Source organism: Loigolactobacillus bifermentans DSM 20003 (genome assembly GCF_001434575.1).
GTDB classification, from domain to species: domain Bacteria; phylum Bacillota; class Bacilli; order Lactobacillales; family Lactobacillaceae; genus Loigolactobacillus; species Loigolactobacillus bifermentans.
This window is the reverse complement of record NZ_AZDA01000140.1, coordinates 1-21,339: the sequence shown is the minus strand read 5'-3', so window position 1 is coordinate 21,339 and position 21,339 is coordinate 1. Positions and strand designations below refer to the sequence as shown.

Genomic DNA, 21,339 nt, shown 5'->3' with positions numbered 1-21,339 from the left:
CCGACCCCCCCTGAATCGTGCCAACTTTTTTTATTACATTTGTGTTACAAGCTTGCAAACCCTTGGTATCACTGGGATAAGCGCCTGCTCTAAATTTGATGTTTTGCGGAAGGGTGTGACAGCTTCGAGACCTAAATGGGCCTGTGAAACATTAAAATTGTAATTCGTGCCACGAATTACAATTTGCTCCAATTAAAAAAGGTCAAAATGACATTTTGACCTTTTAAGTGCGCACTGAAATTTGACATCAATCGTCTTCTAATTTGCCACTGGTTTGTTGATTCAAGACTTGTGCCTTTTTAAAATCAGCGGTGATGATGGCTGAACGGACGCCCCAACGATAAAAGCCATAAGAGACAATGGCAATCACCAGTTGGTCCCAGGGATAATGGATCCAGTTGCGGCCGTTAAAGGGCTGGCCGCCAATGTAAGACATAACGGTAATAAAGACCAAATAACCGATCAGCCACCAACTGGCTCGGAAAGCTTGTTTGGTTTCTGCAAACTGCATGCGCCATTCGTAATACAGGTAAATCGGCAAGCCAAGTAAAATAATGCCAATGACTTGAATGGTGGTTGGCCACATGGCCCAATAAATGGCCAAGGAAGCCAAAATAAAGGAAATTGGTGCAATCACGTGCAGGTGCTTTAAGCGAATGGGCCGAATCAAATTTTGCCCAATGTGGCGTAATGACACAGCAGTAACGGGACCGGTGAGATACGCCACCAACGTTGCCGTGGATAACACCGTGGCTAATAATGACCACGAGCGAAATAGTGAGACCATCACCATGCTAAGCACGGCGCTAACGACCATGGCAATGCGCGGGGTGCCATATTTAAGGTTTAATTGGCCTAATGCCTTTGGTAAGTGCCGGTTGCCAGCCATGGCATATAAAGCTCGGGCGGTGGAGGCCACAAAGGAAACCCCGGTGCCAAAAGGCGAGACAAATGCATCCATGTACAGCAAGACAGAAAGCCAGTGGATCCCCAGTAAAATGGCCAAATCAGCAAAAGGGGAGGTGAAGTTCAGGCCGTGCCACCCATGCGCCAAGCTCGCCGCTGGCATGGTGGTGATAAAGGTGCTTTGTAACAAAATGTAGATCACACCAGAAATCAGCAATGACAAGGTAATGCCTAAACCGATATTCCGTTTAGGATGGGCAATTTCACTGCCCATGTTAATGGCGGTTTGAAAGGCGTCAAAGGAGAAAATAATGCCAGCCACTGACGTTGCCGTTAAGACTGGTGCGGTACCGTAGGGGAAAAAACTGTGCCAGCTGGTGCCATAATTAGCGGGATGAAAACCAGATGCTGTTAATAAGATCACGGTGAGCAAGGGCATCCCGATTTTGAAAATGGAGATCAGTGAGGTAAAGTGCGTTAAAATCGCTACCGACCAATAGTTCAGTAAGGTGAAAATAATGATGATCAAAAAGACGACGAATAGACCAGCAGTGGTAATGGTGCCATGACTGAGAAAGCCGTGGGTCCAACGTGCCCAAGCCCAAGGCCAGCTACTCATGTATTGCACGGTGGCCACAGCCTCAATGGGGATGATCGTGATCAAGGAGACCCAGTTGGCCCACGCGGCAATAAAGCCTAAGAAGGAACCGTGGGAGTACTGGGCGTACTTGCTCATGCCGCCAGATTCTGGAAACATGGTCCCAATCTCAATGTAGTTGTAGGCAATACTGCCAATGATCAAACCACCGATGATCCAAGAGAGAATCGCGGCTGGTCCAGCGAGTTTGGCGGCTTCCCAAGAGCCAAATAACCAACCAGAACCAATGAGTGAGCCAAGGGCTAACATGACCAGTTGAAACAGACTAATTTTTTTATGGGTGTGCATAAGCGTCACTTCCTGAAAAGGAGATTTAAGGGGTATCATATTAGCATTAGCAAATGTGAACCCGTATAAAAAACAAATATGGTAACTAGTGTACCATTTTTAGTCTGTTAATGCTGCCGTTAATGCAGATTCGAAGATTTTCAAACCGGCTTTCAGTTGTTCTGGTGTTGCCACTAAGGGACAGAGAAAACGAATCACATTGTCATGTAGGCCGGCATTTTCCATTAATAAACCGTGTTGAACGGCGTTATTGATTAGCCGTTGCACCAGTTCTGGATAAGGCTGTTTTGAAATCGGGTCATGAACGAATTCGATGCCCACCATACTGCCAATACCGCGTACATCCCCGACCTGTGGGTATTTTGCCTGCAAGGCACGAAAGCCTGTTGCCACAATTTTGCCATTACGTAAGGCTTTCTGACATAAGTCTTGATCGCGAATAATATCTAGCACTTTCAGGCCGGCAACACACGCCATGGCATTGCCGCCAAAGGTACTGCCTACAATGCCAGGTTGAATCCCATCCATGATTTCAGCGGTTGAGATCACAGCGGCTAAAGGCAAGCCAGCGCCGATGGATTTAGCAGTGGCAATAATATCTGGCGCAAAGCCCCTTTCTTGCCAATAGTTAGACACAAACAATTGGCCTGAACGGCCAAAGCCAGTTTGGACTTCGTCAGCAATTAATAAAATACCGTATTTATGACAGATTTGCCGCAGTGCCGCCACGTACTCAAAAGGTGCTGGAATAAAACCACCTTCACCTTGAATGGGCTCTAAAACAATGCCAGCGACAAATTCCGCGGGACAGCCTTGGGCGAAAACTAATTCTAATTGATCTAAGTAATAACGAATGCTTTCAGAACGGGAGTAGCCTTTCGGTGCGCGGTATAAGTAAGGATATGGTGCGCGATAAATACCACTGATATTGTGATCTAGGCCGTAAGAGTAACTGCGCTTGGCGGTCATGGCCACCGTTAAAGCCGTCCGACCATGAAACGCACCTGAAAAAACAATAATATTATTCCGTTTGGTGTAGGAGCGGGCGATCTTAACAGCATTTTCCAGTGCTTCGGCACCAGAGTTGATCAACATGGCCTTATTGTGGGTGCTGTTAAGTGGGGCCAATGCCGATAAACGACGTGTTAGCTCAACGTAACTGGGATGGGTGGTGACATTGATCATACTATGAAAATAATTTTGCGCCTGGGCTTGAACGGCCGCAATAATGGCTGGTTGGCTGTAACCAACATTCATGACGCCGACACCGCCAACCCAGTCAAGTAGGCGATTGCCATCCAAATCTTCGATCATGGCGCCAGCGCCACGTTTGATGACAACTGGATATTGGGTGCCAATGGCATTTGGTACGCACGCTGCACGTTGTTTTAAAACAACAGCGGCCTTAGGGCCAGGAAGGGGCATGGTAACAGCAGGTAGTGAATCTTTTAAGGCAACGGATGATTTTAACATAATGGCGCACTCCTTTGTTTAAAACGTAATCCAGTTTCACAACATTTCATAATTAGCTAACCTTAAGAGCTAATTTAGCAGGCGTTATGAAACTTGTCAAATTCTTATGTTATAAAACATCACATATCACGACGGTGAATCACATTTGAAGGCTATTTGGTCGTTATTTTTGGGCTACCAGCCTTGAAAAAACAGGTAAACACTGCCGCCAGCCCGTTAAACAAAGGGAGACACCTAATGAATTGAAAAAGTGTAGGTGGTCACTTTAACGCAACGTATTTTAGATCATTTCACAACAAAAAATCGATAACACCTGCAGAACAAGTGTCACCGACTGATGAGTACTGCGTTTATAACAAAGCCAGTTCGGCCTGTAAATCAGGCTGGGCCTGAAGGGCCTTTGCTGTTAGATCCGCGGCTAGTGTATGATCAGCGTTAAAAATCACAAAACGCTGGGCGTAGGTTTTGATCTGTTGAAAGTTGTGGCTGGCCATGATAATGGTTTTACCGGCTTGTTGCAGCTGTTGCAATAAGGTGAGCATTTCTTGCTGCGCCCCTGCGGTAAGGCCGTTAAGCGGTTCATCTAACAAAAGCACTTGGGGATTCAGTGCCAGGACACTGGCCAGTGCCACCCGCTTTTTTTCACCACCAGACAGTTGATAGGGAATCCGATCTTTCAGGTCGGTGCAGCCGGTTAGTGCCAAGCAATCAGCCACCCGGTGGGCCACCACTGTAGGAGCTAGGCCCAATTGTTGCGGGCCATAAGCCACTTCAGCGTTAACCGTAGCGTTAAACAATTGCAAGTCACTATTTTGAAATACAAAGCCAATTTTTTGATGAAGGGCTTGCCGTTGTTGCGGCTGTTTCAGCCATTCGGCGGTAATGAGCTGGTCGTCAATTTGATACGTCCCGGTGGTCGGTTGGGCCAAGCCGCTGAGAATCCGCAATAACGTGGATTTACCACAACCGTTAGGGCCCAGTAAGCCAACAAACGCGCCAGCCGGCAACGTTAAATTAATTTGATCCAGCGCCAAGCCACTGGGATACTGAAATGAAATATTTGCTAAAGTTAACATTTGTTAAACCTCATTTTTCCAAAAAGAACACGACTGCCAGCAATAATGGTGGCAACAACACCAAATAATCGGACCAACGACTATGCAAAATTGGCGCCGTTGGTTGATAACGGCCATTAAAGCCTCGGACTTCCATGGCTTCATTAAGGGTTAAAGCATAAGTCTGGCTTTTTAAATACAAGCTACCAAATAGGCCGGCAATCAAGCGGTAAGGGTGTTTGGGAACCGCAATCGTTCGCAATTCAACCGCCTCTAAGGAGGCCAATAAATAAGTGGTGAGCTGTTTCAAATAAACACAGGCAATATCGATGATCAAAATCAGCACGTTAGGCAAATGTAAGGCCTGTAACCCGCTAAGCAAGTACGGCAACGCCACAGTACGCTGATAATATTGGGTGAAGCCTAGCAGCAGCCACGTGCGTAAACAAAAGCGCAACAGCACATTCGGACCGCTGACCCATAAGCTAGGCAAAATCAAGGGCAGCGCCACACAGCAAGTGAGCAACCAATTGCGCAAAAAGCGCCGTAATTGGCGGCCGGCTAGGCTGAGACAATTGAGCAATAAGTACAGGCCCAGTAGCCATAATTGCCAGCCTAGTTGGGAGGTTAAAATCAACAATAACGTGAACAACAACGCCACCAGTTGTAATTGCGGCGTTGTTTTAAGTAAGGGCTGACCGATACCTGCTGGACTGGTTAACTGCTGTAATAATTGCGCCAAGCGCCGACTATTTTTAACTAAGAAATTATGGTGTTTCGCTGGTTGGACTGGGCGGTCAGGTTGCTGCAACCAGGTGGGTAACTCAGTCTTTTTGGTCATGTTGAGATGCCCGTACCACCAGTAAGCAGATCAACAGCACGGTGGCAGCGGCTAATAAGTAGCTAGCCGCAGTGGGTAAACCAGGCAAACTGTAATCGGCAAACAGTGCTTTAAAATTAAAGCCGTGGTGCATGCCTTGTGGGACTAAGCCAATGCGCTGATGTAACTCACTGGTAGACCACTCCCCCCAAGCAGTGCCGCGGGCCAGTAAGCCTAAGGGGCTTAAGCAAGCGAGGCCGACTAATAAGTAGCCCCAATAGCGTAGGCCTAATGGCTGCGCACCGGTTAAAGGCGCCTGGTACAAGCTTTGAGGCATGACTTGTTTGACAAAGTGGAACACCACTAAGGTAAAGCCAGCTTCCACCCAACCGGCAACCAACACGTGGGCCAATAACATGGCAGGGACGGTAATGTTTAAGCCGTAAGGGCAGTAAAGTGGTTGCCCACTGGCGGTGTGGAACAGCAGGGGTTGTAAGCCTAGCTCCACACCGGCTGCTAAGGCCGCGGTACAGATGCCCACATAAGCGCCGACGGCTAAGCCAATGCGTTCGTGACCCAGACGTTGGCCCAGTCGATAAAAGGCGTAGCCCACAAAGGGCATGATCACCGCCATGTTCAATACATTGGCGCCAAAAGCAATCACGCCGCCATCACCGAATAATAAGGCTTGCAGCAATAAGGTCACCGATAAGGACAAACAGGCCGCCCAGGGCCCAATCAGCACCGCTAACAAGGTTCCCCCAACGGCATGGGCCGTGGTGCCGCCGGGAATCGGCACGTTAAACATCATGATCAAAAAGGCTAAGGCTGCCGTGACGCCCATCATGGGAATGGTTTCGCGTTTGGTTTTGATCTGCGCTTTAACTTTTAAAACAGAAACCGTCCAAATCGGCGTGACAGCTAACAATAAGGTGCCACAAGTTGCAGGACTTAAATAATTATCAGGAATATGCACAATTTCGCCTCTTCATTTAATTTGCAATTTGGTCCAATAAATAACTGACGTTGTGCACCACAAACTTACGCTCTTGCACACTGACTACGCCATCTTCCCGCAATTCTTTCACCATGCGGTTGACACTACTACGGGAACTAATGCCACAAAAGCCGGCAATATCGTCGTTGGTCACGGTAAAATCAATGAGGATCCCATCCTGGACTTTCCGGCCAAATAAATCGATCAGGCTGTAAATAAACGAACAGATCGCTCCTTTTTTACCATTCATCACCATACGCTGCAGTCTGAAAATATTTTCAGATAACTTTTTACGATAGTAGTTTTTGACATAATTTTGCAGTTCAACATCGCTGTTGACATAATGCCAGAAGGTCACCCGATCCACTTGGTAAAAGGTGGCCGTTTCGGATTCAATGCGCACATTAAACGGCTGAGAAGTGGATTTAGACACTTCATCCCGTAACAATGAGATCACGTCCGGTTTGGCAATATAGGAGAGATTAAACTCGCGGCCGTCTTGCAAAATAATGCTATTTTTAATGATCCCATCCTTTAAAACATAAGTGTAATGCTCGGTGAGGCCATGGTACGTCAAGTAAGTGTGACGCTTTTTTTGAATCGTCGGCACCTGATGGGATGCCAGAAAATTCATCAAATATTCAACTTCAGTTAAGACCATTTATTTTCATTTCCTTTTGCAAGAATTGTTGTTGTCGAATGAAAACAGACAGCACCAAATCACTAGTGCTATCATAGCTATTTTCAGAAAAAAGACAATAACATTTAAAGTATACATTTGTTAACTTTCTTTGAGAACATAAAATGTGGCAGACAGGCCACTTTTTTTTGCGTATAACAGACAGCGTACGCTTGAACAAAGTTGAAGAAAGAGGATGACAAAAGCATGGTTGAAATCAAGCTTCCATACGATAAAACCACGATCACAGCAAAAATCCCTGCGGAAAATTTTGCTGGTCAATTAGTGTCAGAAGCCGCAACGTATCACAATGAATTAAGTGAAAACGAAACGGTTGAAAAATCTTTAGATAACCCAATTGGTTCACCTAAATTAGAAGCATTAGCAAAGGGCAAGAAAAATATCGTGATCATTAGTTCTGATCACACCCGGCCAGTGCCATCACACATTATTACCCCGATCTTGTTACGCCGGTTACGTTCGGTTGCGCCAGATGCCCGGATTCGTATTTTGGTTGCCACTGGCTTCCATCGCCCATCGACCCATGATGAATTAGTCGCCAAATACGGTGAAGACATTGTGAACAATGAAGAAATTGTCATGCACGTTTCCACTGATGACAGTGCGATGGTCAAAATTGGCCAATTGCCTTCAGGTGGGGATTGCATCATTAACAAAGTGGCCGTTGAAGCTGATTTGTTAATTTCTGAAGGCTTTATTGAATCGCATTTCTTCGCTGGTTTTTCTGGTGGTCGCAAGTCCGTTTTGCCAGGGATCGCGTCTTACAAGACTATTATGGCCAACCATTCTGGTGAATTTATTAACTCACCAAAAGCCCGGACAGGGAACTTAATGCATAACCCCATTCATAAGGACATGGTTTACGCTGCTAAAACGGCGAAATTGGCCTTTATCTTAAACGTTGTGTTAGACGAAGACAAAAAAATCATTGGTTCATTTGCTGGCGATTTAGAAGCAGCCCATAAAGTCGGCTGTGACTTCGTTAAAGAATTATCCAGCGTGAACAAAATTGATTGCGACATCGCCATTTCAACCAATGGTGGGTACCCATTAGATCAGAACATTTACCAAGCCGTTAAAGGCATGACCGCTGCTGAAGCAACCAATAAAGAAGGCGGCACGATCGTCATGGTTGCCGGCAGTCGTGATGGGCATGGTGGTGAAGGCTTCTATCATAACATTGCTGACGTTGATGATCCTAAAGAATTTTTGGATAAAGCCATTAATACACCACGTTTAAAGACGATTCCAGATCAGTGGACGTCTCAAATTTTGGCGCGGATCTTAGTGCATCACCATGTGATCTTTGTCTCAGACTTAGTCGATCCTAAGTTGATCAAGGACATGCACATGGAATTAGCCTTAAGCTTAGACGACGCCATGGCAAAGGCCTATGCCCGTGAAGGCAAAGACGCCAAAGTAACTGTCATTCCTGATGGTTTAGGCGTCATTGTGAAATAATGAAACCGGATCTGAAACAACTGTTAGCGCAAGTGGCCAGTGGACAAGTCTCACCAGAACAAGCAGCGACGCAGTTAAACGACCAACCAGTGGCGGACCTCGGTTTTGCGAAAGTCGATTTAGCGCGGGAAAAACGCAATGGGTTTCCTGAGATTATTTATGGGGCTGGTAAAACAGCGACACAAATTTGTCAGATCGGTAAAACATTGCAGGCCACGGGGGCACCGGTATTAGCCACCCGGGTCAGTGCTGAAAAGTACGCCCAAATTGCGCCAGCACTGCCAGATGCGGTTTACCATGAAACGGCCCGTTGTTTAACCTTAGGCCAACCGTTACCCGCGGCTCAAGAGCAGTACATTGCCGTGGTCACAGCGGGGACCTCTGATTTGCCAGTTGCTGAAGAAGCTGCCATTACAGCGGAAACTTACGGTAACCAAGTCAAGCGGATCTATGATGTGGGGGTGGCCGGGATCCAACGGTTATTTGCCCATATTGACGAGATTCGTGGCGCGACCGTGGTGATCGTGATTGCAGGGATGGAAGGCGCCTTGGCCAGTGTCGTCGGTGGTTTGATCGACAAACCGTTGATCGCCGTTCCCACCAGTATTGGCTATGGGGCAAACTTTCAAGGGGTGGCAGCCTTATTGACCATGCTCAACAGTTGTGCTTCTGGCATCACGGTAGTGAACATCGACAACGGCTTTGGCGCGGCTTATTCTGCCAGTATGATCAATCATTTAGCCGCTCAGAAAGGATAATGGCATGACAACTTTATATTTAGATGCCTTTTCTGGCATTAGCGGTGACATGTTTTTAGGCATGTTGCTGGATCTAGGTCTGGATTTTGACCAGCTTAAAACCGAATTGGCGAAGCTGCAGGTGACGGGTTATGAACTGACCCAAGCGCGCAAAGCTGAAAGCAGTATTTACGGCACCAGCTTTGATGTCATCGTCCCAACCGGGAAAGATCATGGCTTTGTGGAACATCATCATGACCATGATCATGAGCACGCACACGAACATCACCATCAGCATGGGCGTCATCTCCATGAAATTGTGGCCTTGATCCAAGGCAGCACCCTCTCTGAACAAGTGAAAAACCGGGCCATTGCCATTTTTACTGAAATTGCTAAAGCAGAAGCAACGGTGCACCAAATGCCGTTAAGCGACGTTCATTTTCATGAAGTCGGGGCCTTGGATTCAATTGTGGACATTGTCGGCTGCTGTGTAGGCTTGGAACTGATGGGCATTGACACGTTATTGGCTTCACCTTTAGCCGAAGGGAGCGGCTTTATTAACGTGGCCCATGGGCAAATGCCTGTCCCAGTGCCAGCGGTGATGCAAATGCGTGTTGGCACACAGATTCCGATTAAACAACGCTTAGATGTTGAAACAGAATTGATCACGCCAACTGGCATGGGTATTGTGAAAACCTTGGTCAGCGACTTTGGCCCAATGCCTGAAAATATGGTACCGGTAAAAGTCGGTTACGGCTTTGGTTCCCGTGATACCGGTGGCTTTAATGCCTTGCGCGGTATTTTAGTCGAAAAAAAAAACTAAGCCAGCAAATCGTTCAAGCAACAGCAGATACGGTGGTGATGTTGGAAGCTAATTTAGATGACATGACCGGGGAAACCTTAGGCTATGTGATGACACGTTTGCTAGATGCTGGGGCGTTTGACGTCTTTTTTACACCGATCCAAATGAAAAAAAACCGGCCTGCCAGCAAGCTATCTGTACTGGTAGCACCGGCGGATCGGGAAAAAATCACGGCTTTGATTTTAGCTGAGACCAGTACTTTAGGCGTGCGCTATCAAAATTGGCACCGCACGATCATGAAACGGACATTTGAAGAAGTGGAGACACCTTATGGCGCCGTTCACTTGAAAATTGCCACTTATGGTAAAACCAAAAAGGTGACGCCAGAATACGCGGATTGTGCTCAATTGGCACAGAAATGCCATATTCCGCTCACCACGGTTTACCAAGCGGCATTACAAGCACGAAAACATCAATAAACGAAAGTAGGTTGTATTATGACAACATTAGCTGAAAAGCAAGCAACATTAACAGCTTTATTAAAAGACTTAAAGAAGGTTACTGTCGCTTTTTCAGGCGGCATTGATAGTACCGTTATTTTGAAAATGGCCTTAGACGTTTTAGGCCGTGACAACGTGACAGCCGTTGTTGCAAATTCAGAATTATTCACCAACGAAGAATTCGACAAAGCCATGGATTTGGCTCAAGAATTAGGCGCTAATGTTAAATCCGTTAACTTGGACTACTTAGCTGACGCGCACATTAAAAACAACACCCCTGACAGCTGGTACTATGCCAAGAAGCTATTCTACACAGCCTTAACGGACATGGCCAACGGCGAAGCTGTTTTAGACGGCATGATCATGGATGACGAACAAGATTACCGGCCTGGTTTAAAGGCCCGCACTGAAGCTGGCGCCCGTAGCTTGTTACAAGAAGCTGACTTTTATAAGAAAGACGTTCGTGCGTTGGCCCAAGTCTTAGGCTTAACCAACTGGAATAAAGTGGCATCTTGCTCCGTTTCATCACGTTTCCCTTATGGCACTGTTTTGACCAGCGCCAAGATCGCCATGGTCATGAAGGCTGAAAAATACGTCCGCGACTTAGGCTTCCCAACTGTTCGGGTTCGTTGCCATGGCGACATTGCCCGCATCGAATTGCCAGAAGCACGGATCGCTGATTTCATGGTCTTTAACGACCGTGTGAACCGCGAATTGCAACAACTTGGTTTCCGCTACGTCACATTAGACTTAGCTGGTTTCCGTAGTGGTCGCATGAACGAAACATTATCTGACAAACAATTGGCGAGCTTTGCTAACTAATTAAATATACGACGCAAAAATCCCAGTTAAACGGTCGGTTTAACTGGGATTTTTGCGTGTTTTGAGCTATTTTTATAAAAAGTTCAAAAAAGTTTGCTGACTTAAGGGACGTTTACCGAAGCGTAACTTGGCATGAAATCAACCTTTTAACGTTTTTTTGCTTACTATTAGTTAGCTAGTAATTACTTTTAGTAAGTAAAACGCTGACTTTTTGCGATTTTGGCCCCAAATTTGGTTTCAGGTGTGCTACAATTAAAATTGCATTATTTTATGAGAGCAGTATTAGAAAATAATAAGCTTTTAAAATATAGTCTAATGCGTGAATGAAATAAGATTTTGCGGAAGCAAAATAGTTCTTAAATTACTTAGGAGGAGCCATGTTTCCACCGTGGCGCTTTTCGCCCGATGGAATGGACATCCTCCGAAATAAGATTTTGCGGAAGCAAAATAGCCCTTAAATTACTTAGGAGGAGCCATGTTTCCACCGTGGCGCTTTTCGCCCGATGGAATGGACATCCTCCGAAATAAGATTTTGCGGAAGCAAAATAGCCCTTAAATTACTTAGGAGGAACGATGATGAAAACAGTTTACAATTTCGCAGCCGGGCCAGCGGTGTTACCGCAGCCGGTGTTACAGCAAGTGCAGGATGAACTTTTATCATACCGGCAAACCGGCATGAGCGTAATGGAGATCAGTCATCGTTCCGCCTTGTTCCAAGATATTATTGACCGCGCAGAAGCCGGTTTGCGACGGTTAATGGCGATTCCTGATAATTATAAAGTGCTCTTTTTACAAGGTGGCGCCAGTTTACAATTTCACGCGGTGCCGCTAAACCTTGCCACCACAGGCAAGGTGGCTTTTGTAGATACGGGGAACTGGTCGAAAAAAGCCAAGGCTGAAGCCGACAAGTTGCCTCACGTGACCACCACAGTTTTGGCCAGCTCGCAAGCGCAACAAAACCGCGTGATCCCAACGGTGCCAGCTGTTACCGACCACTATGATTACGTTCATATTACCACGAATAACACCATTGAAGGGACCACGTTCTTCGACTTGCCAGCTGTTGGCGATAATATTTTAGTGGGTGACATGTCTTCTAATATTTTAGCACAACCTTATCGAGTGGCAGACTTTGGTTTGATCTACGCTGGGGCGCAGAAGAACATTGGGCCAGCAGGGTTAACGGTGGTGATCGTCCGCGACGATTTAATTGGCAAGGTGCCCAATTTACCAGCGATGTTGGACTATCAATTGCAAGCGGATAAAGGCTCGTTGTACAATACACCGCCTGTTTTTGCGATTTATACTGCCGGATTGGTGTTTGATTGGCTCGAACAGTTAGGCGGGGTGCCAGCCATGACCCAGATCAACCAAGCCAAAGCGAAGATCTTATACGATTACTTAGATCAATCCGATTTATTTACCGCCCCAGTGGCACCGGCCTATCGGTCCTTAACCAATATTCCGTTTGTCACCGGCAATGCTGATTTAGACGCCCAGTTTATTGATGCAGCCACTAAAGCGGGTTTGTATAACTTAAAAGGGCACCGTTTAGTGGGTGGCATGCGCGCGAGTCTTTATAACGCTATGCCAATTGCCGGCGTGACCACATTAGTTGACTTTATGAAGCATTTTGAGCAGGAGGTACGCTAACCATGACATATCAAATTACAACTTCGACCACCGTTTCGCAGGATGGGATTGCGCTGTTTGATCAAGACAAATATCATTTACAAACAGGGGAGCAACCCCATACAGGTGATGATGGGCTGTTGATTCGCAGTGTTAATTTACATGACACGCCTTTAAACCCTGAACTGTTAACCATTGGCCGCGCTGGCGTGGGTGTGAACAACATCCCGCTGGAAAAAGCAGTTGATCAAGGGGTAGTGGTTTTCAACGCACCAGGGGCCAACGCTAATGGGGTGAAGGAATTGGTTTTCGCCGCTTTGGTGATCGGCGCACGGCCGTTAATGGCTGGGAATGCTTGGGTCAATCACTTAAAAGGCCAAGACATTGATGTGCAAGTGGAAGCTGGTAAAAAAGCTTATGTTGGGACAGAATTGTTAGGCAAACAATTAGGCGTTATCGGCTTAGGCCATGTTGGCGGCCGGGTTGCCAATGGTGCGTCGTCACTGGCTTTCGGTATGCATGTTGTGGGGTATGATCCTTACATCGAAGTGGATACGGCTTGGAACTTGTCCCATCATATTCATCACGCGGACACCATTGAAGAAGTGTTGCGCGATAGCGATTATGTGACCTTGCACGTGCCTTTAACAGGTGAGACCAAGGAAATGATCAACGCCCAGCGCATTGCCATGATGAAGCCGGGTAGCGTCTTGTTAAACTTTGCGCGGGACGATGTGATCGATGAACAGGCCATTTTGGCGGCCTTAGATCGGGGTCAATTACGTGGCTATGTCACGGACTTTGCGTCACCAAAATTGTTACATCATCCGAAGGTAACGGTTTTCCCACATATTGGGGGGTCCACCACTGCCGCTGAAACCAATTCAGCTAAAATGGTGGTCCAAACCATGAAGAACTATTTGGAAACGGGGAATATTCGCAATTCGGTGACGTTCCCAGATTGTGTGATGCAGTTTGCAGCGCCGTTACGCTTAACGTTGATCCATAAAAACGTGCCTAACATGGTTGGTCGGATGACAGCTATTTTAGCCAATTATGATTTGAACATTGTGAACATGATGAACCGAAGTCAAGGTGACTATGCGTATACCATGATTGACTTGGATCATGTGGCTGAAAAGCGGCTGCAACGGATCGCAACGAAATTAGAACAAATTGAAAATGTGATTCGGGTACGGGTGATCGAACAACCGAAGCGTTAATTAAAAAGCACTTGCTAGCCGCAGTTCATGCGACGAACAAGTGCTTTTTAATTGCTTTGATAAGCAGGATGTAAACAAGCGGTTTGTTGAAATTGTTGGGCCTGCTGTAACGCAAAGTGGGCCAAGGCCTGGCCATGCCAGTGCCGCAAAAGTTGCGCGCTTAACGTTAAGTGCGGGTTAAGTACGCGTTGCCGTAGCTGCTGGAGCTCCTGTGGTGTCATGAGTTGCCAGCTTTGATTTAATTGGACCAACTGATCGAATACGGCCAAGGCTTCTGCTTGATAGGCAGTGGGATAATCAGGCCGTTCCAGCGCCACTTGGTTATTTTGGTGCTTGGCTTGTTGTAAAACCATGGCGACTTGATCCGCTGGCAGCGCCGGTTGTAACAAGTCGTGAAGGACTAACAACCGAACAAAATCAAGGGTCAAGTGATCGATGCCCAGTGGGACAAAGGGATTCAAGTCAAACACGCGCCATTCTAAATAGTCGACGCCTTGCTGTAACAGATCCTGGCCCTTGAGCCGGACGGCGCCGTAGTATTCCCGGGGGGCCAGTAACACGCCTTGGCGGACTTGTTGCCGAATGTTGGCCACGTAAGCTGGCACGCTGGTGTAATCTTCCTGAGCGTCATTGCTAAAACCATAAAATTGGCTGTTGCGTAAACTCCGAACTGGCGTGGCCGGCACTGGTAAATGGTAGCGGGTGGCCACGCCAGGACAGGCACCGAATAAATAGGTCATCAGCCAGCGTTGTTGCATGAGCCGTTGGGCAATTTTTAAGTAACAATGATCCCGAAACGCTTGGGCCGACAATTGCGGCTGGGCCTGGTTTAATTGTTGTAATAAGGTATCTGGTAGACTGAAATTTAAATGGACACCAGTCATCATGATCCGAGTTTTACCACGTTTTTTAGCCAAACGTTGCCGGTAATGATAGGCCTCCGGAACCACTTGCGCAAGCTTTAATTGCGTTAAGTCGGCCGGCAAACAAGGCGGCATTGAGTACGGCCAAAGCAGTTCATGATCATTTAATGCGCCGCGTAACGTTTCGTTTTCAGCCCGAAGTTCTTGTAAGGCTGCCGTGGTCGTCTCAAACGGTCGGGTGATCATTTCGGTTTGGCATTCAACGAAATCGTTGGTGATAAACGGATTCTGCTGTTCATCGCCTAGCAAGGCCGGGTAAGGGCGTTGGCTGGGATGGCCGTGTGCCGTGATGCGGTGCATTTCAACTTCAATGCCTAAATTTAAGCGCAAGTGCTGGTTTAATGTCGGGTGTTGCGCGACATAACGTCCTAATTCCATGACGTGGACCACCTTTTTAGATCAAAAAAACCTTGTCTTAAACGACAAAGGTTCATTTTAAAGTTTGAATAATGTGAATTTACGTCAGATTAAAAGTCTTGTCAAGCATTCTGATTCAAAAGACTTGGATGCCATCTTTATCGGCGACTAACGATAAAATCCGTGCTTGTGGAGCGTCCTTTTGCAAGGCAGCTTTAATATCTTCTGTAAGATCTTCGTGGCACATGGTGATCACAGCGGGACCAGCACCTGAAATAAAGGTACCATAAGCACCAAGGTCATTGGCCCGCTGGCGAATTTGTTTTAATTTAGGAACAAAATTATCGCGGTAGCGTTCCTGTAATAAGTCACGATCCATCATTTCACCGGCTAAATTTAAGTCACCGTTTAAAATCGCAGCGATCATCACATTGGCCACGGCACTACCGGTAATGGCTTGCTGATAAGGAATCTCTTTCGGCAAGACTTCACGACTTTTGATTGCCGGCAATTTGCGATCTGGAATGAGTAAAATAAAGTCTGTATCTGGGAATAAATGCCGCACCGAGTAAACTTCGCCGCCAGTCATCACGGCACTGACGAAGTTCCCGCGGACGGCAGGGGCAACGTGGTCGGGATGCGGCTCAATGTCAGTGGCTAAGTTGATTTTGGCTTCTTGGGTCAAACTCAATTGCGCTAAGCGATTGGCCAATTCCACACCGCCGACAACGGCTGCTGCACTACTACCTAGGCCGCGCTGTACCGGAATGTCAGAGGTGACGGTTAATTGATGGGGATGCAACTGCGGTACAATGTCCAATGCCGTTTTAACAATTAAATTATTTTCGTCATTGGGAATTTGTGTGCCTAAATTATGCTGGACCACCCAATGATCACTTTCCGGACCGACCTGAATCCGCAGGTAAAGGGCCAAGGCCAATCCGCAAGAATCAAGGCCAGGTCCTAAATTTGAGGTGGTTGCCGGAACTTGAATTTTCATATGTGAGGGCTCCTAAAATTAAAATTTACTTAGAGTACTATGTCAAAATAATTATAGCCGATATTTCAATCCACCACCACCCATAAAACCAGCGGAATCGCTGGTATTTTCATGAAAATTCGGTAAGATAGAGACAAACAGGCAAAATAGAGAGGTTAAAAAATGGTAAAACTTGTATTGGTTCGCCATGGCGAAAGCACCGCCAACCGGGATAATTTGTATACGGGCTGGTCGGATGTACCATTGACGGCACACGGCGTACAAGAGGCAATCACTGCGGGACAGCTGATTGGCGCCACTGGCATTCAATTTGCGGCGTGTCATACGTCACTCTTACAACGGGCCATTGTCACTACGGATTTAGTATTGGATTGTTTGGCGCAAAATGCCATTCCTGTTCATAAAACATGGCGCTTAAATGAACGTCATTATGGGGCCTTACGTGGTCAAAATAAAGATTGGACGCGCAAAGTTTACGGTGTGGCGCAAGTTGCCAAGTGGCGACGTAGCTATACCACCGTACCACCACAACTGGCAACACCAGATGATGACCGTCGCTATACCCGCCTTGGTTATAGCTTTGAACCACGGGCTGAAAGCTTGGAAATGACTTTGCAACGGCTAGTGCCTTATTGGCTCGATCACATTGGGCCTGCTTTGATCGATAACCAGCCCCAATTAATCGTTGCCCATGGCAGTAGCTTACGGGCGTTGATTAAGTACTTGGAAGGTATTTCCGACCGCGGCATCGATGGCGTTGAGGTGCCCAATGGCCAACCCATCGTTTATACTTTGAATCGCCAATTGAAAATAATCCATAAACAAATTTTAAAGTAGTGCTTAATTGCTGATTAAGTGCTATTTTTTTGCTTTGAGATAGGGCTGTTATCGAAAAACTACCTATTAATAGCTAACGCAATCCCTAAAAATGGTTTCTAAATGATAATTCATCTGTCAAGACAAAATTGGTTCAAATATGAACAATTGTTTTTAAGTATTACGGTTTATTGCTGCTGCTAAGCAGATTGTTCAAATTTAAGAAATTTATTATCTGAATATCAACAAAAAATATAGTAATAAATGAACTAAACTAAACGATGATGATAATAAAACCGTTTGGAGGTCGGGGACTTGTTTAAAAAGGTGAATGAATATAATGAAAAAGTGCATTTTAAAATGTATAAAAAAGGAAAAACATGGGTCTATGCAGGCATTGCCATTGTGTCGTTGGCTGTAGGGGTGAGCCAACGACAAGTGACCCCTGTCCAAGCTGCCAGTGTGGCGACCACAGCAGCGACCAGTAGTGCCGCAACGACACAAGTGAATAGCAGCACCGCTGCTAGTACAGCGGGTCAAGCTGTAGCTACAGCGACTACAACCAATCAAGCTAGCAGTGCGACATCAGCTCAGTCAGACGCCAAACCTACAGTTAGTCAGGCAGGTACAACCACTGCACAAGTAGCTAGTAGCGCTGCCAGTGCTGATAAAACGACTGCAACGACAGCAGCCAACAATGTCGTGACAGACCAAACAACGACCGCAACTGCTACAACGAGCACCGATTATGCCAGCAGTGCCGCAGCAGCCTCAACTGCGTCAACCGATACCGCTCAGGTTAGCAACACCCGGACGACATCTGATTTGCCGGCTTCGGCTACTAGTGCGTCTAGCGCGGCAACCAGTAATGGTACCGTCAGTAGCAGTACCGCGGCAATCGCCACACCAGCAGCGACTACAACCAGTCAGACACCGGTTGCGTCCAGTGCGGCTGATGACGTGGTCTATCAATCACCACAAACCAAATCACTTCAGGATGCCGGGACCACAACCACCATGCCTGATGGATTTTCAGTCAGTGATCCAGATCACCCAGATTGGGTGTACGCTGAGCCAGCCGATTCAGACTGGTATACGTTTGCGCAAATGAATACCGTTTCCTTTGAAATTAACCGCACTGATATGACAACAGTTCGTGTGGGGATGGTTGCTGGTACAAGTGGCCAGTTGACAATTAATAACTTTCAAACCTTACCCACAGCCTCAAATGATGTGCAGGCACTGAAGTATGGTGAGTTAACCATTTTTAATAATCTAGACTCCATTTATGTCGTGGGAACATTAAGCAGTATTTATGATGTTTTGCAATATCCCAATGGGACAAAAGGTAGTTATAGCGGCTACGGCTTTTTTAAACCGGTTCAGCAAACGCAGACCACACGCTATGTTGATAAAAATGGTAATGAAATTGCGTCAGCCGTTGAAATGACAGGTTTATCAGGCCAGAAGTACGAAACGGTTCCTTCTGCGGATTTAGTGGGATATACACCGACAGATTCGGGGAACACCAAAGGTACGATGTCGCCTTGGACGGAGAATGGGCAAACCAAATCCCAGATTATTTACAATACGGATTTTACCAAAAAAGGTGAAATTATTTATACGGTTAAAGATGTGAATACAGGTGAGATCACTTTTACAACGCCTGGCAGTACAACTGCACCTTCTGGGACTGATTTAATCTATGGTGGTGATGCAGGAAAGGCTTTTGGAAGCTACAATGTTAAAAATCCCTATATTCCACAAACCACGAACATCACTTATACCTATGATGCAGAGAAAGTACCGGTGACCATCAATTATGTGGATCAAAATAACCAGGTGATTCAAGCACCAACGACCACAGACATTGACTATCAAGCAACGGATGCCATTGACCATCCAGCAATTGCGGGCTATACGTATGATAGCAGCTACACTGCAACGGCAACGGATAATCCAGCTGATTACACTGTTACGTCATTAACCAACAATACGGTTACATTGCATTATCAGGCAAATCCTGAACAAGTGACGATTCAGCACGTCGATGAGAATGGAACACCGATTGCCAACGTTCCGGATACAGTGATTGCAACGAAATTCAATGCAACGCTAGCTTTAGATGGCACAACTGATTCAAGCTATACGATTTCAGGTTATGAGTTGGATGCAACTGCAAGTAATCCCACTACTTACCAAGTAGTAGATGGCGAAAATACAGTGGTGCTTCACTATGTGCAACAACAACCCGTTACAGTTAACTACGTGGATCAAAATGGTCAACTATTAGACCAAAATCCAGCGACAACGTTACAAGGGATTGTTGGTGAAACGTTGCCAATCACTAGTCCGACGATTACTGGTTATACAGCTTATACGGATAATCCCACCCAGTACACCGTCACGGCTGGCGACAATCAGGTGACCTTACATTACATTCAAACGAAAATACCAGTGTCCGTTGCTTTAGCGGCGGGAACAACTGATACACTGGTATTTCACGATGCCACGGGTCATGTGATTGAACGAGGAGGTTTGGTCGATTCGAGTGCAACCAATGGGCCTAAATGGCCGACAACGCTTGCCGCAGATGGGCTAACCGGTGCAAAGACAAGTACGGATGCCAATCGGAATGACATGGTGCGCGTTGTTACCGAAAATGTGTACACTTATGATCAAAGTGGCGCCGAAGTACCCATGAGTGTGGAATTGGCTTACTTTACTCGGACGGCAACCGTTGATTTTTCGGACCCAGCTCAACCAACGGTTACTTATGATGGCGCTTGGACTGCGGCCCAAGGCGCACAAACCGTAACAGCTGCGTTAAACACTGATTATTTACCAAGCCTTGATTATGTACTGGCACATGAAATTTATAACTTACCAGCAGATGAACAAGCTTTTGCCTTTGATCAAAAAGGAAACGCGATTGCGTTAGCAACCGTCGCGTTAGGTGGCAAAAGTGCCCAAGTGGTACCAGCACAACAAGTCACCGCTGATACTGCTAATTTTAATGTGTACGTGGTATATGCTAAAACGACTAATTTGACCAAAACGTATACGCGAACTGTTCATTTTGTTGATCAAAGCGGTACCCAAATTAGCCCAGATGTGGTTCAAACAGTCACGTATACCCGCACACCGATTTTAGATACGACCAACCCAACAGCACCAACGGTGAGTCAATATACAGATTGGACCACCACAAATGCGACCTTTGCTCAAGTTGATGCGGCAGCGGTAACCGGCCAATTTGCCTTAACCAGCGCAGTCCCTGCTACGCAAGTGGCCGCAACAGAGACCACATTGAACACAGACGCAACCATCGTTTATGTGGATGCCACCCAAACCGTACAAGTGAATTATGTTGGCACACCGGCTGGCTATCAACCGACTCAGACCAGTGTGACAGGCACTGTTAACACAACCACAACCTTAACTCCTGACGTGATTGCCGGCTACCAAGCGGATGCCACCAGTTATCCAGTAAGCTTTGCCATTGACGCAATCGGGGCGCTGGTCACACCGACGATTACGGTGACTTACACACCTAAGACCGTTAACGGCAGTGTCGACTTAACGGCAACAGGCTTAGCAACACCTGAAGAACAAGCGCTTTTGGAAAATATACCTGTCACTGGCCAAACAGGTGCCGTGATTCAGGTAGCTGTACCAGCGGTAACTGGCTACACAACGACACAAACAACGACCACTGTGACGGTCAATCCAGATGGGACGATTACGCCGAACGAAACAATTGTGTATACGCCTGATCAAGTCACACAGGATGTGACCATTGAAACGAACCAAGGACCAAAAACGGTAGTCGGTGTAACCGGTACTGTGGATAACGTCATTGACGTCACGGTGCCAGAAGTACCAGGTTATTCATCTGACAAGGAAACTGTCCCAGCCACAGTGAACCCAGATGGCACCATCACTGTGGATAAAGACACCGGAACAGTGACTTACACGCCAACGACCCACGATTACAGCATTACGCCGGTGGATAAAAATGGTGATCCAATTCCAGGGACAACTGCCACGCCAAAAACAGGGACGACCGATACAACAATCGACAGTGACACTTATCCAGAGGTGCCAGGTTATACAGCCGAAACAACTGAGGTAAACGTGCCAACTGGCGACACATCCGTAAATGTCGT

Annotated in this window: 17 protein-coding genes; 9 read left to right on the top strand and 8 right to left on the bottom strand. The window is 46.6% G+C overall.

Features of this window, described 5'->3' with window-relative positions:
* Positions 1–247: 247 nt before the first annotated feature.
* The 6 genes from FC07_RS14400 to FC07_RS14375 all read right to left on the bottom strand — a co-directional run bounded on the left by FC07_RS14400 (position 248) and on the right by FC07_RS14375 (position 6,858).
* The gene (locus tag FC07_RS14400) at positions 248–1,852 is read right to left on the bottom strand and encodes an APC family permease (protein WP_057905777.1); all 1,605 of its coding nucleotides are present in this window, start codon (positions 1,850–1,852) and stop codon (positions 248–250) included.
* 99 nt (positions 1,853–1,951) lie between these two features.
* Positions 1,952–3,325: an aspartate aminotransferase family protein gene (locus FC07_RS14395; protein WP_057905776.1), complete on the bottom strand. Its 1,374-nt coding sequence runs from the start codon at positions 3,323–3,325 to the stop codon at positions 1,952–1,954.
* A 350-nt stretch (positions 3,326–3,675) separates the two neighbouring features.
* Positions 3,676–4,401 carry an energy-coupling factor ABC transporter ATP-binding protein gene (locus FC07_RS14390; protein ID WP_057905775.1) on the bottom strand — a complete coding sequence of 242 codons (726 nt, stop codon included), beginning with the start codon at positions 4,399–4,401 and terminating at the stop codon, positions 3,676–3,678.
* 10 nt (positions 4,402–4,411) lie between these two features.
* The gene (locus FC07_RS14385; RefSeq protein WP_057905774.1) at positions 4,412–5,221 is read right to left on the bottom strand and encodes an energy-coupling factor transporter transmembrane component T; all 810 of its coding nucleotides are present in this window, start codon (positions 5,219–5,221) and stop codon (positions 4,412–4,414) included.
* Entirely contained in the window at positions 5,205–6,176 is a 972-nt protein-coding gene (cbiM, locus tag FC07_RS14380) for a cobalt transporter CbiM (protein ID WP_057905773.1), read from the bottom strand. Before cbiM ends, FC07_RS14385 begins: the two co-directional genes overlap by 17 nt.
* A 16-nt stretch (positions 6,177–6,192) precedes the next feature.
* Positions 6,193–6,858 (bottom strand): Crp/Fnr family transcriptional regulator, encoded by a 666-nt coding sequence (locus FC07_RS14375; protein WP_057905772.1) that lies wholly within the window; start codon positions 6,856–6,858, stop codon positions 6,193–6,195.
* A 225-nt stretch (positions 6,859–7,083) separates the two neighbouring features.
* On the opposite strand from FC07_RS14375, the gene larA reads away from it, so the two are divergent.
* The 7 genes from larA to FC07_RS14340 all read left to right on the top strand — a co-directional run bounded on the left by larA (position 7,084) and on the right by FC07_RS14340 (position 14,074).
* A complete protein-coding gene (larA, locus tag FC07_RS14370) occupies positions 7,084–8,358 on the top strand; it encodes a nickel-dependent lactate racemase (RefSeq protein WP_057905771.1) in 1,275 nt (424 codons plus the stop codon).
* Positions 8,358–9,116, top strand: a complete 759-nt coding sequence (larB, locus tag FC07_RS14365; RefSeq protein WP_057905770.1) for a nickel pincer cofactor biosynthesis protein LarB — start codon at positions 8,358–8,360, stop codon at positions 9,114–9,116. The genes larA and larB overlap by 1 nt, the downstream gene beginning before the upstream one ends.
* Positions 9,117–9,120: 4 nt before the next feature.
* Entirely contained in the window at positions 9,121–9,918 is a 798-nt protein-coding gene (gene larC, locus FC07_RS16325) for a nickel pincer cofactor biosynthesis protein LarC (protein WP_057905769.1), read from the top strand.
* A 38-nt stretch (positions 9,919–9,956) separates the two neighbouring features.
* Entirely contained in the window at positions 9,957–10,376 is a 420-nt protein-coding gene (gene larC2 / locus FC07_RS16320) for a nickel pincer cofactor biosynthesis protein LarC2 (protein WP_057905768.1), read from the top strand.
* Positions 10,377–10,394: 18 nt separating this feature from the next.
* Positions 10,395–11,219 carry an ATP-dependent sacrificial sulfur transferase LarE gene (larE, locus tag FC07_RS14350; protein WP_057905767.1) on the top strand — a complete coding sequence of 275 codons (825 nt, stop codon included), beginning with the start codon at positions 10,395–10,397 and terminating at the stop codon, positions 11,217–11,219.
* 576 nt (positions 11,220–11,795) lie between these two features.
* The gene (gene serC, locus FC07_RS14345) at positions 11,796–12,872 is read left to right on the top strand and encodes a 3-phosphoserine/phosphohydroxythreonine transaminase (RefSeq protein WP_057905766.1); all 1,077 of its coding nucleotides are present in this window, start codon (positions 11,796–11,798) and stop codon (positions 12,870–12,872) included.
* A 2-nt stretch (positions 12,873–12,874) separates the two neighbouring features.
* Positions 12,875–14,074 (top strand): phosphoglycerate dehydrogenase, encoded by a 1,200-nt coding sequence (locus FC07_RS14340; protein ID WP_057905765.1) that lies wholly within the window; start codon positions 12,875–12,877, stop codon positions 14,072–14,074.
* Positions 14,075–14,121: 47 nt separating this feature from the next.
* Here FC07_RS14340 and FC07_RS14335 read toward each other — a convergent pair whose 3' ends face one another.
* A complete protein-coding gene (locus FC07_RS14335; RefSeq protein WP_057905764.1) occupies positions 14,122–15,375 on the bottom strand; it encodes a hypothetical protein in 1,254 nt (417 codons plus the stop codon).
* 115 nt (positions 15,376–15,490) lie between these two features.
* A complete protein-coding gene (gene thrB, locus FC07_RS14330; RefSeq protein ID WP_057905763.1) occupies positions 15,491–16,354 on the bottom strand; it encodes a homoserine kinase in 864 nt (287 codons plus the stop codon).
* Positions 16,355–16,516: 162 nt separating this feature from the next.
* Here thrB and FC07_RS14325 point away from each other — a divergent pair, with 162 nt between their 5' ends.
* A complete protein-coding gene (locus FC07_RS14325) occupies positions 16,517–17,191 on the top strand; it encodes a 2,3-bisphosphoglycerate-dependent phosphoglycerate mutase (protein ID WP_057905762.1) in 675 nt (224 codons plus the stop codon).
* Between the two features lie 294 nt (positions 17,192–17,485).
* A partial coding sequence (locus tag FC07_RS14320; protein WP_057905761.1) for a MucBP domain-containing protein occupies positions 17,486–21,339 on the top strand: 3,854 nt, incomplete at its 3' end.